This window comes from Amycolatopsis sp. NPDC051061 (assembly GCF_040682935.1).
In the GTDB taxonomy this organism is placed as follows: domain Bacteria; phylum Actinomycetota; class Actinomycetes; order Mycobacteriales; family Pseudonocardiaceae; genus Amycolatopsis.
Map to the genome: position 1 here is coordinate 51513 of NZ_JBFBBZ010000036.1, position 13921 is coordinate 65433.

General features: G+C 70.7%; 14 protein-coding genes. 8 read left to right on the forward strand and 6 right to left on the reverse strand.

The genetic code is table 11. The features are described from left to right. Positions 1-6 precede the first annotated feature (6 nt). Positions 7-735, forward strand: a complete 729-nt coding sequence (locus AB0N03_RS36975; RefSeq protein WP_364382014.1) for a lysophospholipid acyltransferase family protein — start codon at positions 7-9, stop codon at positions 733-735. Here AB0N03_RS36975 and AB0N03_RS36980 read toward each other — a convergent pair. Continuing rightward, positions 732-1529: an HAD family hydrolase gene (locus AB0N03_RS36980; protein ID WP_364382163.1), complete on the reverse strand. Its 798-nt coding sequence runs from the start codon at positions 1527-1529 to the stop codon at positions 732-734. The two genes, AB0N03_RS36975 and AB0N03_RS36980, sit on opposite strands and share 4 nt — an antisense overlap. A 150-nt stretch (positions 1530-1679) precedes the next feature. On the opposite strand from AB0N03_RS36980, the gene AB0N03_RS36985 reads away from it, so the two are divergent. Beyond that, positions 1680-2567 carry an LLM class flavin-dependent oxidoreductase gene (locus AB0N03_RS36985; RefSeq protein ID WP_364382017.1) on the forward strand — a complete coding sequence of 296 codons (888 nt, stop codon included), beginning with the start codon at positions 1680-1682 and terminating at the stop codon, positions 2565-2567. 168 nt (positions 2568-2735) lie between these two features. Here AB0N03_RS36985 and AB0N03_RS36990 read toward each other — a convergent pair whose 3' ends face one another. After that, on the reverse strand, positions 2736-4745 hold the full coding sequence (locus AB0N03_RS36990) for a DUF6541 family protein (RefSeq protein ID WP_364382020.1): 2010 nt from the start codon (positions 4743-4745) through the stop codon (positions 2736-2738). Positions 4746-4824: 79 nt separating this feature from the next. On the opposite strand from AB0N03_RS36990, the gene glf reads away from it, so the two are divergent. From glf to AB0N03_RS37015, 5 genes are all read left to right on the forward strand, one after another. Beyond that, positions 4825-6048, forward strand: coding sequence for a UDP-galactopyranose mutase (gene glf, locus AB0N03_RS36995; RefSeq protein WP_364382023.1), 1224 nt, complete (start codon positions 4825-4827; stop codon positions 6046-6048). Further along, entirely contained in the window at positions 6041-6559 is a 519-nt protein-coding gene (locus AB0N03_RS37000) for a phosphatase PAP2 family protein (protein ID WP_364382026.1), read from the forward strand. The genes glf and AB0N03_RS37000 overlap by 8 nt, the downstream gene beginning before the upstream one ends. Next, positions 6556-7551, forward strand: coding sequence for a decaprenyl-phosphate phosphoribosyltransferase (locus AB0N03_RS37005; protein ID WP_364382029.1), 996 nt, complete (start codon positions 6556-6558; stop codon positions 7549-7551). Before AB0N03_RS37000 ends, AB0N03_RS37005 begins: the two co-directional genes overlap by 4 nt. A gap of 106 nt (positions 7552-7657) precedes the next feature. After that, the gene (locus AB0N03_RS37010; RefSeq protein WP_364382032.1) at positions 7658-8248 is read left to right on the forward strand and encodes a hypothetical protein; all 591 of its coding nucleotides are present in this window, start codon (positions 7658-7660) and stop codon (positions 8246-8248) included. A 71-nt stretch (positions 8249-8319) separates the two neighbouring features. After that, complete coding sequence (locus tag AB0N03_RS37015) at positions 8320-9837, forward strand: hypothetical protein (protein WP_364382034.1); 1518 nt, start codon at positions 8320-8322, stop codon at positions 9835-9837. On the opposite strand, the gene AB0N03_RS37020 is transcribed toward AB0N03_RS37015, so the two are convergent. The 4 genes from AB0N03_RS37020 to AB0N03_RS37035 all read right to left on the reverse strand — a co-directional run bounded on the left by AB0N03_RS37020 (position 9819) and on the right by AB0N03_RS37035 (position 13319). Next, positions 9819-10439 (reverse strand): VC0807 family protein, encoded by a 621-nt coding sequence (locus tag AB0N03_RS37020; RefSeq protein ID WP_364382037.1) that lies wholly within the window; start codon positions 10437-10439, stop codon positions 9819-9821. The genes AB0N03_RS37015 and AB0N03_RS37020 overlap by 19 nt on opposite strands. A gap of 50 nt (positions 10440-10489) precedes the next feature. Next, on the reverse strand, positions 10490-11104 hold the full coding sequence (locus tag AB0N03_RS37025) for a VC0807 family protein (RefSeq protein WP_364382040.1): 615 nt from the start codon (positions 11102-11104) through the stop codon (positions 10490-10492). Between the two features lie 89 nt (positions 11105-11193). After that, positions 11194-11949 carry a decaprenylphospho-beta-D-erythro-pentofuranosid-2-ulose 2-reductase gene (locus AB0N03_RS37030; protein WP_364382043.1) on the reverse strand — a complete coding sequence of 252 codons (756 nt, stop codon included), beginning with the start codon at positions 11947-11949 and terminating at the stop codon, positions 11194-11196. Then, entirely contained in the window at positions 11946-13319 is a 1374-nt protein-coding gene (locus AB0N03_RS37035) for an FAD-binding oxidoreductase (protein ID WP_364382046.1), read from the reverse strand. The genes AB0N03_RS37030 and AB0N03_RS37035 overlap by 4 nt, the downstream gene beginning before the upstream one ends. 125 nt (positions 13320-13444) lie before the next feature. Here AB0N03_RS37035 and AB0N03_RS37040 point away from each other — a divergent pair, with 125 nt between their 5' ends. Beyond that, the gene (locus AB0N03_RS37040) at positions 13445-13918 is read left to right on the forward strand and encodes a GtrA family protein (protein ID WP_364382049.1); all 474 of its coding nucleotides are present in this window, start codon (positions 13445-13447) and stop codon (positions 13916-13918) included. Positions 13919-13921: the final 3 nt, after the last annotated feature.

Sequence of the window (13921 nt, forward strand, 5' to 3'; positions counted from 1 at the left end):
TGCCGGATGGCTGACCTGGTTTACCCGCCCGTGATCGCCGCGGCCCGGACGATGTTCCGGGTACTGGACAACCGCATCACGATCGACGGCGCGGAGCACATCCCGCGCCGCGGCGGTGCGGTCATCGCGTGCAACCACGTGAGCTACCTCGACTTCATCTTCTGCGGCCTCGGCGCGCGCCCGGCCAAGCGGCTGACGCGGTTCATGGCGAAGAAGGAGATCTTCGACAACAAGATCGCCGGGCCGCTGATGCGCGGGATGCACCACATCTCCGTCGACCGCTCCGCCGGCGTCGCCTCCTACCGCGAGGCCCTCCAAAAGCTGAAGGACGGCGAGGTCGTCGGCGTCTTCCCCGAAGCCACCATCAGCCGATCCTTCACCGTCAAGGAGATCAAGTCGGGCGCCGTCCGGATGGCCGCGGCGGCGAACGTCCCGGTCGTGCCGATGGCGTTGTGGGGCTCCCAGCGACTCTGGACGAAGGGCCGGCCGAAGGACCTGACCCGCCGGCACGTGCCGATCTCGATCCTCATCGGCGAGCCGATGCACCCGGCGAAGGGCGACGACTGGGACCTCGTGACGAAGGAGCTGCGCGACCGGATGAGCGCGCTCGTCGACCGCGCCCAGGCCGAGTACCCGGACCAGCCCGCCTCCGACGAGGAACGCTGGTGGCTGCCCGCCCACCTGGGCGGGACGGCGCCGACGCCGGAGGAAGCGGCCGAGCTCGACCGCCGCTAGAACCAGCGCTCGAGGACCTGCGCGACGCCGTCCTCGCCGGCCGGGCCGGTGACCTCGTCGGCCACCGCCAGCACTGCCCGGTGGCCGTTCTCCATCGCGACCCCGTGGCCGGCCCAGCGGAGCATCTCGACGTCGTTGGGCATGTCGCCGAAGGCGATCACCCGCTCGCGCTCGACGTCCAGCCGCTCGGCGACGTCGGCGAGGCCGGTCGCCTTCGTGATCCCGTGCGCGGACAGCTCGACCAGGCCGCCCGACGACGAGTACGTGACGTCGACGTCGCGGTCGAACAGCGCGTTGATCGCGTCGGCCATCTCCTCGGACGACATCCCGATGTGGCTGACCAGCAGCTTGATCGCCGGGTGCCCGAGGACCTCGGCGCGCGGGGCGGTCCGGCCCTCGCCGTCGCCCCACGGGTTGTGGTACTTCGGCTCGATCACGAAACTGCGCATTTCGTGGTCGGCGTCGGTGCTGACGCGCTCGGCGGCCAGCCGGCAGCCGGGCAGGGCCTTGTCGAGCGCGTGCGCGATGTCGAGGAGCAATTCCGGCCGCAGCAGGCCGTGCACGGCGACGACCTCCTCGCGGCCGCAGTCGTACAGGACGGCGCCGTTCGCGCACACCGCGTACCCGGTCAGCTCGAGGGGCTTGGCCACCGGTGCGATCCAGCGCGGCGGGCGGCCGCTGGCCAGCACGAACGGCACGCCCGCCTCGATCGCCCGGCGGACGGTCGCGATCGTGCGGGCGCTGAGGGATTCGGAGGGGCCGAGCAGGGTGCCGTCGACGTCGGACGCGATCAACTGGGGTCTCTCCACCCCGCCATTGTCCCTGACACGTCCGGGTGGCCTCGTCCCCGTCCGAGCGATTGTCGGTGGTTACCGATACCTCCGCCTCCCTCCCCACCACCACCCTCAACGGAGAAGCTTCGCTTCACTGTTACGTTCCGCAGTGTGCGAGTAGGCATCGTGATTCTTCCGGAAGATCGTTGGTGGGCGGCCGAGCCGAAGTGGCGCGCCGCCGAGGAATACGGCTTCGACCACGCTTGGACGTACGACCACCTGGGCTGGCGAAACCTGGTCGACGGTCCGTGGTTCTCCGCGGTCCCGACCCTGACGGCGGCGGCGATGGTGACGTCCCGCATCCGGCTGGGCACGTTCGTGGCGTCCCCGGTCGCGCGGCACCCCGTGCCGTTCATGCGCGAGCTGACCACCCTCGACGACATCTCGGACGGCCGGTTCGTCCTGGGCGTCGGCGCGGGTGTCGACCACCAGCACTACGACGGCGCGGTCCTCGGCGCTCCGGAGCTGACGGCGAAGCAGCGCGCCGACCGGTTCTCCGAGTTCGTCGAGGCCCTCGACGGGCTGCTCATGACGGACAAGTTCGACTTCGACGGCGAGTACTACCGGGCCCGCGGCGCCCGCAACCTGCCGGGGACGGTCCAGCGCCCCCGGCTGCCGTTCGTGGTCGCGGCGAACGGCCCCCGCACGATGACCCTGGCGGCGCGCTTCGGCGCGGGCTGGGTCACGACGGGCCGGGGCGGCAAGACCGAGGACGACTGGTGGGGCGGCATCAAGCAGCTCACCGAGCTCTTCGACCAGCGGCTGGACGCGGTGGGCCGCGAGCGGGCGAGCATCCAGCGCCACCTGAGCCTGGACGCGTCCCCGGTCTTCTCGCTGAGCAGCGTCGAGGCGTTCCGCGACGCTGCCGGCCGCGCGGGTGAGCTGGGCTTCACCGACATCATCGCGCACTGGCCGCGGTCGTCGTCGCCGTACGAAGGCCGCGAAGCGGTGCTGGAGCAGGTGGCGAGCGACGTGCTCCCGGAGCTCCACGCCGGCTGATCGTTACGCCGAACGGGTGACATCCGGGTCGGCGGGAAACCGATTGCCGTTCCCCGGGCGTCCTTCACAGCAGACGTCAGAGATCACCCCGGGGGGTGGTTGGGGGACGGAGGGCCCTCGTGGCCGCGGCACGGGGCGCCGCGGCCACGAGGGCTTTGTCCTGCCGGGCTACTTCACGATCCGGTAGATCACCGCACCCGGGTTCCGGTAGACCTGCTTGACGAAATCGTGCCCGTCGAGGTGCTGCAGCCCCGGCGCGATCGGCGTGTCCCGCCGGATGGTGCCGCTGCCGACCAGCACGTAGTGGATGTTCAGCCGCCGCGTGGCCGCGCGCACCTGCGGGTCGCTGTCGTAGTCGCCGAAGTGCAGCGCCAGGTAGAGCGCGTCCGGGGGAGCGATCCCCGCGTCGTAGTGGCCGGCCACCGGGTGCACGCCGGTGAGCGCGTACATCCACGCCGTGCCGTCCATGCGGTCGTTGAGCACCTTCTGGTCGGCGGGGATCCCCAGCGTGCCGAGGTGGTCCATCGCGTCGATCTCGTCCTGGCTGACCGGCGGGACGGTCTCGCCGGGCAGGCCGTTGTAGTACAGCAGCGAGACGGTCTTGGCGTTGGCCGCGCGGTAGAACCCGCCGGTCAGCACGCCCATCGCGACGACCAGCAGCACCGCCGTCGCCAGCCCGACCCGGCCGGTCAGCCACGGCCGCGCGCGCACCCAGGCGCGGCCGCTCGCGACCTTCGCCAGCCACTGCTGGGCCTCGCTCATCCCGTGCGCGGCGAGCAGGCACATCGGGATCGCCGCCAGCGCCATCAGCCGGAACCGGTCGTTCCACCAGGGCCGCGACAGGCTGATCACCCAGTCTTCGCCGCCGAAGCACGCGACCAGGACGAACAGCGTGGACAGCCCGATCGCCGAGAGCACCACCCAGCGCATCCGCCGCAGCCGGCCCAGCGTGAACACGCCGAGGGCCAGGAACACCGTCAGCCAGATCTGCGGCACCGGCAGGACCTGCTTGAACGTCGCCAGCATCGCCAGGGCCTTCCACACCGCCATGTGGGAGCCCCAGGGGTGGTACGGGTACGACCCGGACGTGAAGGTGAGCGCGCCGAGGATCATCGGCGCGGCCAGTACGCCCGCCGCCACCATCACCGGAACCATCCGCAGGACGTCGCCGACGGCCACCCGCCAGGCCGCGCGGCCCTCGGGCACGCCGTCGATCGGGCGTCGGCGCAGCGCCCGGTACCAGCGCTGCACCACCACGGGGAACGCGAACAGGAGCGCCCCGAACAACGCGCTCGAGTGGGCGGCGAGCAGGCCGGTGGCGCTCAGCGCCAGCACCGCGCCGGTGTCGACGCCCGGCCGCACGACGAACCGCTGCAGCGCGACCACCGCCAGCGGCGTCAGCACGATGCCGAGCGCGAACGGCAGCAGCCCGCTCGACACCGACTCGTACGCCCCGGTCGTCGCGCCGCCCGCGACCAGCGCCACGCAGCCGGCGAACACCGCGCGGCCGCCGAGCTGGCGCACCAGCGCGACCATGGCCAGCGCGAACAGCCCGGCGATCGGCATCGTGACGGCGTTGAGCGTGACCGGGACCGACGTCCCGGACAGCTGGTAGACCAGGGCGCCGACCAGGTGGTAGGCGTTCGGGTAGAAGGAGCCGTCGGGGTACCAGTTGATGGTGCCCATGCCGGTCAGGGAGCCGTCGCCGGTCTCGGCGATGTAGCGGATGCCGTTCGCGTGGAAGACGGTGTCCCAGCGCTGGAACACCGCGGTCGTCCCGCCGCGGCCGGTGACCACCACGGCGATCGACACGGCCGTGGCAACCGCGACGCAGGCCCCCACGGCCAGGTGCGCCCGGCGCGTCCACGGGTGCGGCGGCTCCTCGGCGCCCGGCGTCATCCAGCCGCGCGCGATCGAGAGCCGGCGAAGGCCGTAGAGCACGGCGGCGAGCAGCAGGGTGCAGACGGCGACGCTCAGCGGGCCGTACGGCACGTGCACGATCGCCAGCCAGGGGCCGGCCAGGCCGGTGATGGCGTAGCTGAGCAGCGGCGCGAGCCCGGCCAGCGCCCAGCCGCGGACACCGGCCGCCCGGCCCACGATGCCGCCAGGCACCGCCAGTACGGCCAGATAAGTGGCCACTGCGGCGAAGTAGCTCCAGAAGTCCTCGGGTGCAGGCACTGCTTTCCAGGTGTGTCGTAGGCCGAAATGTGATAGTCGGGTGCGAGCCGGGTCAGCGACCCCCGTACCCTCGACGCCCGTGAGCGCGCACACGAACCCCGCACAGATTACTGAAGACGATTTCGCAGGTTACGACCTCGTCGTCGTCGGGTCCGGTTTCTTCGGCCTGACCGTTGCCGAACGGGCCGCGGCCGAGCTGGGCAAGAAGGTCCTCATCCTCGAGCGACGCAGCCACCTGGGCGGCAACGCGTACTCCGAGGCCGAGCCCGAGACCGGGATCGAGGTGCACAAGTACGGCGCGCACCTGTTCCACACGTCGAACAAGCGCGTCTGGGAGTACGTGAACCGGTTCACCGGGTTCACGAACTACCAGCACCGCGTCTTCGCGCGGGTCAAGGACCAGGTCTACTCGTTCCCGATGAACCTGGGCCTGATCAACCAGTTCTTCGGCAAGTCGCACACGCCGGACGAGGCACGCGAGCTGATCGCCAAGCAGTCGTCGGAGTTCGAGACCTCGGCCGCGCAGAACCTCGAGGAAAAGGCCATCTCGCTGGTCGGCCGTCCCCTCTACGAGGCGTTCATCCGCGGGTACACCGCGAAGCAGTGGGAGAACGACCCCAAGAACCTGGGGGAGAACATCATCACGCGCCTGCCGGTCCGCTACAACTTCGACAACCGGTACTTCAACGACACCTACGAGGGCCTGCCCGTCAACGGGTACACCGCGTGGCTCGAGAAGATGGCCGAGCACGAGAACATCGAGATCCGGCTGAACGTCGACTACTTCGACGTGCGCGAGCACATCCCGGCGGGCACCCCGACCGTCTACACCGGGCCGCTGGACCGCTACTTCGGCTACTCGGCGGGCCGGTTCACCTGGCGCACCGTCGACTTCGAGTCCGAGGTCGCCGAGACCGGTGACTTCCAGGGCACCTCGGTCGTCAACTACAACGACCAGGAAGTGCCCTACACCCGCATCATCGAGTTCCGCCACTTCCACCCGGAGCGGGACTACCCGAAGGACAAGACGGTCATCTTCCGCGAGTTCTCGCGCTTCGCGACCGAGGAAGACGAGCCGTACTACCCGATCAACACGCCGGAGAACCGCGAGAAGCTCGAGGCCTACCGCGAGCTGGCCAAGACCGAGGCGCGCGAGAAGAACGTGCTGTTCGGCGGCCGGCTGGGCACCTACAAGTACCTCGACATGCACATGGCCATCGGGTCGGCGCTCTCGGCGTTCGACAACAAGATCGCCCCGCACCTGACCGACGGCGCGCCGCTCGACGGGTCCCTCGATGCTTGAGAAGGGGCAGCCCACCGGAGAGGTGGCGGTCCTGGCGAAGGCGCAGGGCTTTCTGAAGAGTGACGTTTCGGTGAAAGCCGCGCGCGGCATGTCGCACTTCGGCGAGCACGCGATCGGCTGGTTCAGCCTCGGCCTGATCGGCGCCGCGGTCGACAAGAAGCGACGCAAGGACTGGCTGGTCGCCTCGGCCGGGGTGGTCGGGGCGCACGCGGCGTCCATCGCGGTGAAACGCGTGGTCAGGCGGCCGCGGCCGGACCACCCGAGCGTTGAGGTGCTGGTCGGCACGCCGAGCAAGCTGAGCTTCCCGTCGTCGCACGCGACGTCCACGACGGCGGCGGCGGTGCTCTACTCCGGATTGACCGGGCGTAACCTGGTGCCCGCCCTGGTACCGCCGATGCTCGCCTCGCGGCTCGTGCTCGGCGTTCACTATCCGACAGACGTTCTGGCCGGTGCGGCCCTCGGGGGGCTCGTCGGTGGTCTGATACGACGGAAGCTGAAGAAGAACCCATGAGCGAGACGACCGAGCAGCGCAACAGCGACGATGCGGCCGTGACTCCCGAGGCACCGGAGACCCCGGTGACCGAGGAGGCGGCGGAGGCTTCGCCGGTGACCGCGGCACGCGGGCCGCTGGGCCTCGCCGGCGGCGTCATCAAGACGGCGCGGCCGCGGCAGTGGGTGAAGAACGTGCTGGTCTTCGCGGCCCCGTTCTTCGCGTTCTCGAAGTCGACCGACCGCACGGGCCTCCTGCTCGACGCGATCGTCGCCTTCGTGGCCTTTTCGCTGGTGGCGAGCTCGGTCTACCTCATCAACGACGCCGTCGACGTCGAGGCCGACCGGGCCCACCCGACCAAGCGGAACCGGCCGATCGCGGCCGGGATCGTGCCGGTCCCCGTCGCGTACGGGGCCGCGGTCGTGTTCTTCCTGGCCGGTCTCGGCGTGTCGTTCTTCGCGAGCTGGCAGCTGGCGATCGTGCTGGGCGTCTACGAGGCCGTCCAGCTCGGCTACTGCTTCGGCCTGAAGCACCAGCCGGTGGTCGACCTGGCCATCGTCGGCTCGGGCTTCCTGATGCGCTCGATCGCCGGCGGTGTCGCGGGCGGCCTCGCGCTCTCGCAGTGGTTCCTGCTGGTCACGGCGTTCGGCTCGCTGTTCATGGTGGCGGGCAAGCGCTACGCGGAAATCATGCTGTTCGAGCGCACGGGTGCGAAGATCCGGTCGTCGCTGAAGAAGTACTCGGCCAGCTACCTGCGGTTCGTCTGGGCGACGTCGGCGGCGATCCTGATCATGTCGTACTGCCTGTGGGCGTTCGAGATCCGGCAGACCGAGCACAACTCGGTGTGGGCGCTCATCTCGATGGTGCCGTTCGTGGTGGCGGTGCTGCGGTACGCGGTCGACGTCGACGGCGGCATCGCGGGCGAGCCCGAGGAGATCGCGCTCAAGGACCGCGTGCTGCAAGTGCTCGGCGCGACCTGGGTGGCCACGCTGTTCCTCTCGTTCTACCTGTGACTCATGGCGGATCGACAGGTTCGTTTCAGGTGACGCACAGCTGAGCGGCGCACCCTGAGGTGGTGGGGGCGGGCAGTCGCCCGTCCCCGTGACCACAGGAGCCACGATGAACGACCAGCCGCGCGAGGAGAAGGCCCCGGAAGGGGCCGGCGACCCGACCGTCGAGCAGCCCACGGCCCAGTCCGCGGCTGACCAGCCGACCACCCAGCAGCCGGCCGCGCAGAGCCCGCAGGGCGAGCCCGCGACCACCGCGTTGCCGAACGCCGCGCCGGGCCAGGCCGCCGGCACCACGGCGTTGCCGAACGCCGCGCAGGCGGGCGACCAGACCGCCGCCCACGGCCAGCCGCCGCCGGCACCGCCTACTCCGCAGCTCTCCCAGTCCGGCCCCGGCCGGCCCTACGGCGCCTGGGGCCCACCCCAAGCCGCCCCGCGGCAGCCCGGCGGCTTCCGGCGGTTCGTCGGCCACCGCGCCACCCAGCTCGTCGCCGTCGGCGTCCTCGGCCTGCTGATCGGCGGGGGCATCGTCGGCGGGATCGCCGCCGCGACGTCGCACGGTCCTCGCGGCGACCGCCCCGGCATCCACCGCCAGTACTCCGGCCCCGGCAACCAGGGTCCCGACGGCCGCGGCTTCCCGGGTCGCGGCGGCGGCGGAAACTCCGGCAACTCGGGTGATTCCGGCTCCGGGAACGGCATCTGATCGCTGTGGTCTGAGCCACCCCTACCCCGCTCAGATCACAGAATCATTACGAGCGGGGTACGGTGCTCGAGATGCGAAGCGCCTCCGCAGAACTCTCGAGGACCGCCGGTGCGCTGCCGGCGGCCGTGCCCCTTGCCCGCTCGTGGGCCCTGCCGACGGGGGCCGCGGCGGCTTCCGCGCTGGTGTTCGCCCTGGTCAGCAGCCATCTCATCGATGACACCTACATCACGCTGTCCTACGCGAAGAACCTCGCCTTCCACGCCCACTGGGGCCTGATCGAGCAGGGGACGGCGAACACCGCGACGTCGCCGCTGAACGTCCTGGCCCTGGCCGCCGTCACGTTCTTCGTCCGCGACGCCGTGCTGGCCGCCGGGATCGTGTTCGTCGCCGCGCAGGTGCTGCTCGTCCTCGGCCTGCGCCGGCTGGGCGAGCGCACCGGGCTGCCGGCGCCGTTCGCGCCGGTGACGTTCGCGTTGCTGCTGGTCAACCCGCTGCTGCTGTCGTCGGTCGGGCTGGAGGTCGCGCTCGGCGCCACCGGTGTCGTCTGGACGCTGGTCTACGCGGGGGAGCGCAAGGCCGGCCGGCTCGGCGTCGTGATCGGGCTGCTCGCGCTCGTCCGGATCGACCTGCTGCTCATCGCGGCGGTGCTGTTCGCGGCCCGCCGCGAGTTCTGGACCGGCATCTGGCGCACGGCGTTCGCCGCCCTCGCCGTGACGCTGCCGTGGTTCGGGTTCAGCTGGTTCGTGCTCGGCTCGGCCGTGCCGGACACGCTCGTCATCAAGATCAGCCAGCAGTCGTGGGGGCCGTTCAGCTTCACCAACGGCCCGCTCCTGTACTGGCGCAACTTCCCGGCCGAGGCCGCGCTGTCGTTCCTGCCGCTGCCGCTCGCCGGCGTGGTGGGCGTGGCGTGGTTCGTCCGGTACCGCCGCGGTTCCGAGCTCGCCCGCCGCCTGACGCCGTTCGCGGCGCTGGCTCTCGCGGGCGCCCTGCACTACCTGGCGTACAGCCAACTCGGCGTGCCGCCGTACCACTGGTACTACGCGCCCAGCATCATCGGCGCGACGATCTTCCTGGCGGCGTGCGCGTGCGCGGTGCCGGAGCGCCTCCGCCGCGCGACGTGGACGCTGGCCGGCGGAGTCCTCGTGGCGAGCCTCGTCGTGTACGCGCTGCCGGGCCTCCCGCGTCAGTTCGCGCCGATCACCAGCAACCACGCGTCGACGACGGAGTACCGCGAGATCGGCCAGGAACTGGCCTCGATCGCTCACGGCCGCAAGGTGGAGACGGCCGGCGAAGTCGGCGCGCTCGCGTACGCGTGCGACTGCGAGCTGGTGGACGAGTTCTCCGACCGCGGCGCGGTCGACCCGGCGATCGCGGAGACGAAACGCCGCAGCGGCGACCTCGGCCGCGCGCTGCTGGAGGCCAACTTCCACAACTTCGACCACAGCGTCGCCCCGATCAGCCCCGATCTGGTCCTGGCGACGACGCGGCGCACCCCGCCCCCGACGGCGCTGGCCAGCTGGCGGATCGACTCACCGTGGATGGGCACCCAGAACCTGTACCTGATGCCGGCTCACGCGGCCGGCAGCTGATCCCGGCCGCGGAACACCCGGGTCATCGTCCCCTCCCGGGCCAGCAGCACCTGCGTGATCACCTGCAGCACCACGAAGCTCCCGATCGACAACGCCGTGTCCAGCCCCGGCACCACGTCCACCGGCAGCGTGTACGCCATCGCGATGCTCCCCGCGCTGTGCAGCAGCCCGCCGACGCCCCACACGATCGTCAGCACCCACCAGACCCGCCGGAACGACGGCGTGTCCGCCCAGCGGGCTTCCAGCGTCGAAGCCCGGCCCGGGAGCAACGCCAGCGTCGCCTGGTACGTCGTCGGGCGGCGGCCGATCCGCAGGCTCGCCAGCATCCACCCGCCGATGAGCACGCTGAACCACGCGCCGCGGACCAGCTGCAGCCGCGCGTCTCCGGTCAGCAGCGACGTCGCGAACCCGATCGCCACGATGGCCAGCACGAACACGCCCATGCCGTCGACCCGCCGGTGCCGCGCCCCCAGGTACAGCACCCGCAGCGCCGGCGGCAGGCCGCTCAGCGTCAGCGCCCAGATCGGGGCCACGTCGAACGCCCGCAGCAGGTAGTAGCCGCCGACCGGGGCGGCGATGTCGCAGAGCAGCGTGCCGAGCATGCTTCGAGCATTCGTGATCCGCGCCGTCCGGACCATCGTCGAGCCGGCTATTACGCATCAACCGTCCGGTGGATGCTCATCCGCTGCCGCGTGAGCTTCACGCCGAGCACCACGCTCCCGATGGTCAGCGCGGTCTCGAGGAACGGCACGACGTCCACCGGCAGCGTGAACGCCATCACCACGACGGCGCAGGCCAGCAGGACGCACCCGGCGCCCCACCAGAGCGTCACCGAACGCCACCGCTGCCGGAACGGCGCGGAGACGCCCCACCGCCGCTCGAGGTCGTCGGCGCGGGCCGGCTGGAAGGTGCACGCCGCCCGGAACAGGAGCGGCCGGCGACCGATGAGCAGGCTTCCCAGCAGGACCACGCCGAACGGCAACGTGATCCAGGCGCTGCGGACGAGCAGCAGCCGGGGGTCGCCGGAGAACACCGCCACCGCGCCGTTGACCAGCAGGACGGCCAGCACGAACGCGCTGACCGGGTCGATCCGCCGGTGCCGCGCCAGGACGTAGCCGGTCCGCAGCACCGGCAGCACGGCGCCGGCCAGCAGCGCCCACACCGCGTCGACGTCGAAGGAGCGCAGGACGTAGTACAGGGCCATCGGGAGCGCGACGTCGCGGAGCAGCATCGTGAGCCCCGCGCGTTTGCTCGTCGTAGTTGTCATGGTGACAGTCTGTTTCGACGAGCAGACCGGCACATCGGCGTGCGGACCGGGCCCGGATGGAACTCCGCCTCAACCTCCGGGTGGAGGTGTCAGATCGGGAGCTTGCGGAAGATCGGCCGCGGGACGTGCCGCAGGGCCGACATCACCAGGCGGAACGGCGCCGGCGCCCAGATCAGGTCCTTGCCCGCGCGCGCGGCCGCCACGGCCTGCTCGGCGACCTGGTCGGCGTTCTGGGTCAGGGGGGCGTCCTTCAGGCCGTCGGTCATCTTCGTGCGGACCTGGCCCGACCGGACGACCGTCACCTGCACGCCGTGCGGCGCGAGGGCCTCGCCGAGACCCAGGAAGAAGCCGTCGAAGCCGGCCTTGGTCGAGCCGTAGACGAAGTTCGACCGCCGGACGCGCTCGCCGGCCACCGACGACAGCGCGATCACCGTGCCGTGGCCCTGGGTCTTGAGCTTCTCCGACAGCGCGACGCCGACGGACACCGCGGCGGTGTAGTTCACCGTCGCCGCCTCGACCGCCTTCGCGTGGTCTTGCCAGAGCTCTTCGGGGTCGCCGAGCAGGCCGAACGCCACGACCGCGACGTCGACGTCGCCGCCCTCGAACGCCTTGTCCAGCACGCCGGGGTGCGAGGCCAGGTCCTTCGCGTCGAAGTCCACGGTCGCGACCTCGGCGCCCTTGTCCTTCAGGCGCTGCGCGGCCGCGTCGAGCCGCGGCGAGGGGCGTGCCGCGAGCACGACCCGCAGCGGCTTCTCGGCCAGGTACTTCTCGGCGATCGCCAGCGCGATGTCGGACGTGCCGCCGAGCAGCAGCAGGGACTGGGGGTTGCCAACAGCGTCGATCACAGCTCGAGCCTCCGGCTCATGTCAGAGGCGAAAACGCCTTCGGGGTCAACGGCGGCGCGCACCTTGCGCCACTCTTCGAGGCGCGGGTACATCTTCGCGAACGTCTCGGGCGAGGTGCGCGAGTCCTTCGCGGTGTACAGCCGCCCGCCCGCGGCGAGCACGTCCTCGTCCAGCTCCGTGCAGAAGCGGCCCAGGCCGTCCTTGATCGGGAAGTCGACGCTGAGCATCCAGCCCGGCGACGGCCACGACATCGGCGCGGGGTTCGCGTCGCCCATCCGCTTGAGGACGTTCAGGAACGAGTAGTTTCCCGACGTCGAGATCTTGCGGCAGATGGCCTTGAGCTGGTCTTCCGCGCCGAACGGCACCGAGAACTGGTACTGCAGGAAGCCCTTCGAACCGTAGGCGCGGTTCCACTCGCTGATCATGTCGAGCGGGTGGTAGAACTGCGTCAGGTTCTGGATCTTGCCGCGCGCGCCCTTCTTGGGCACCGTCTTCTGCCACAGCTCGTTGATCAGGCCGAACGTGAGCTTGTTGCCCAAGCCGTTCGGGAAGACGTCCGGCAGCGTCAGCAGCTGCGGCGCGTCGAACTTCAACGGCTCGCTGCGCAGCTTCGGCGGCAGCTGGTCCACGGTCGCCAGCGAGCCGCGGGAGAAGGTGGCCCGGCCGAGCCGGCCGTCGGAGGAGATCAGGTCCGGCACCGACATCGAGTAGTCGTAGCCGAGGTCCGAGCCGTCGGTGAACAGCCCGAGCGTCTCGTCCAGGTTCGCCGTGCGGTCCGCGTCGACGCAGAAGTACGCGGTCTCGGTCTTCTTCATCCGGATCGTGGCCCGGACGATGATCCCGGTCAGGCCGATGCCGGCGACGGTCGCCCAGAACAGCTCGGCGTCCGGGCCCTCCGGCGTCAGTGTGCGGACCTTGCCGTCCGCGGTGACGAGGTCCATCGACACGACGTGGTTGCCGAAGCTGCCCGCGCTGTGGTGGTTCTTGCCGTGGATGTCGTTGGCGATCGCGCCGCCGATGGTGACCTGGCGCGTGCCGGGCAGGACCGGGACCCACAGGCCGTACGGCAGCGCCTCGCGCATCAGCTGGTCGAGGCTCACCCCGGCGTCGAGCACGACGAGGGCGCTGTCCGGGTCGATCGAGTGGATCCGGTTCAGCGCGGTCATGTCGACGACGAGGCCGCCCGCGTTCTGCGCCGGGTCGCCGTAGGACCGGCCGAGGCCGCGCGCGATCACGCCGCGCTCGCCGGCCTGGGCCACGGCGCGTGCGATGACCTCGACGTCCTCGGTGCGGAGCACGTCGGCGATGGTCGGTGACGTCCGCGCCCAGCCCGTGAGCGTGCGACGCTGTGTCTCGGGTGCTTGGGTCACCCGACCAGGGTAGCCACGCCGAACGACGCCCGGAACGTGACCCTGAAGTGCTCGCTTCTACACTTTGCGCATCAAGGCACAAGCGCCCGCGCGGGTGACCATGACTCAGGCAACGAGGTAATGCAGTGGTGGCGACCGATCCGCAAGCCGACATCGCAGGTGCTCAGCCGTCCTCCATCGGACTGCTGGGGCAGCTCATTCGCTTCGCCCTGATCGGCGGCTTCTGCGCCCTGGTCGACCTGGGCACGTATACCCTGCTGACCCAGGTCGCCGGGATGGCCACTTCACCGTGGGTCGACGTCGCTCGCGCTATCAGTTTCATCGTGGGCACCACCACGGCGTTCTTCCTGAACCGCAAGTTCACCTTCTCCGGCGGGCGCCGCGACGGCAAGGCCCAGGTCGGCTCGTTCGTCCTGCTCTACACCGTGACGTTCTTCGTCGCGGTCGGGGTGAACCAGCTGATGCTGCAGGTGCTGCCGGAGTCCGCGTGGCAGCACACCCTGTGCTGGGCCGTGTCGCAGGCCACGGCCACGGTGATCAATTTCGTGATGCTCAAGTGGGTCGTCTTCCGCGAAGCCCCGTCGACTGAGGAGAACTGAGGA

Bases quoted from the DNA above. Each gene is read 5' to 3' on its own strand.
- AB0N03_RS36975 (WP_364382014.1), top strand. From the start codon at position 7: ATGGCTGACCTGGTTTACCCGCCCGTGATCGCCGCGGCCCGGACGATG.
- AB0N03_RS37000 (WP_364382026.1), top strand. From the start codon at position 6,041: ATGCTTGAGAAGGGGCAGCCCACCGGAGAGGTGGCGGTCCTGGCGAAG.
- AB0N03_RS37005 (WP_364382029.1), top strand. From the start codon at position 6,556: ATGAGCGAGACGACCGAGCAGCGCAACAGCGACGATGCGGCCGTGACT.
- AB0N03_RS37010 (WP_364382032.1), top strand. From the start codon at position 7,658: ATGAACGACCAGCCGCGCGAGGAGAAGGCCCCGGAAGGGGCCGGCGAC.
- AB0N03_RS37015 (WP_364382034.1), top strand. From the start codon at position 8,320: ATGCGAAGCGCCTCCGCAGAACTCTCGAGGACCGCCGGTGCGCTGCCG.
- AB0N03_RS37020 (WP_364382037.1), bottom strand. From the start codon at position 10,439: ATGCTCGGCACGCTGCTCTGCGACATCGCCGCCCCGGTCGGCGGCTAC.
- AB0N03_RS37025 (WP_364382040.1), bottom strand. From the start codon at position 11,104: ATGACAACTACGACGAGCAAACGCGCGGGGCTCACGATGCTGCTCCGC.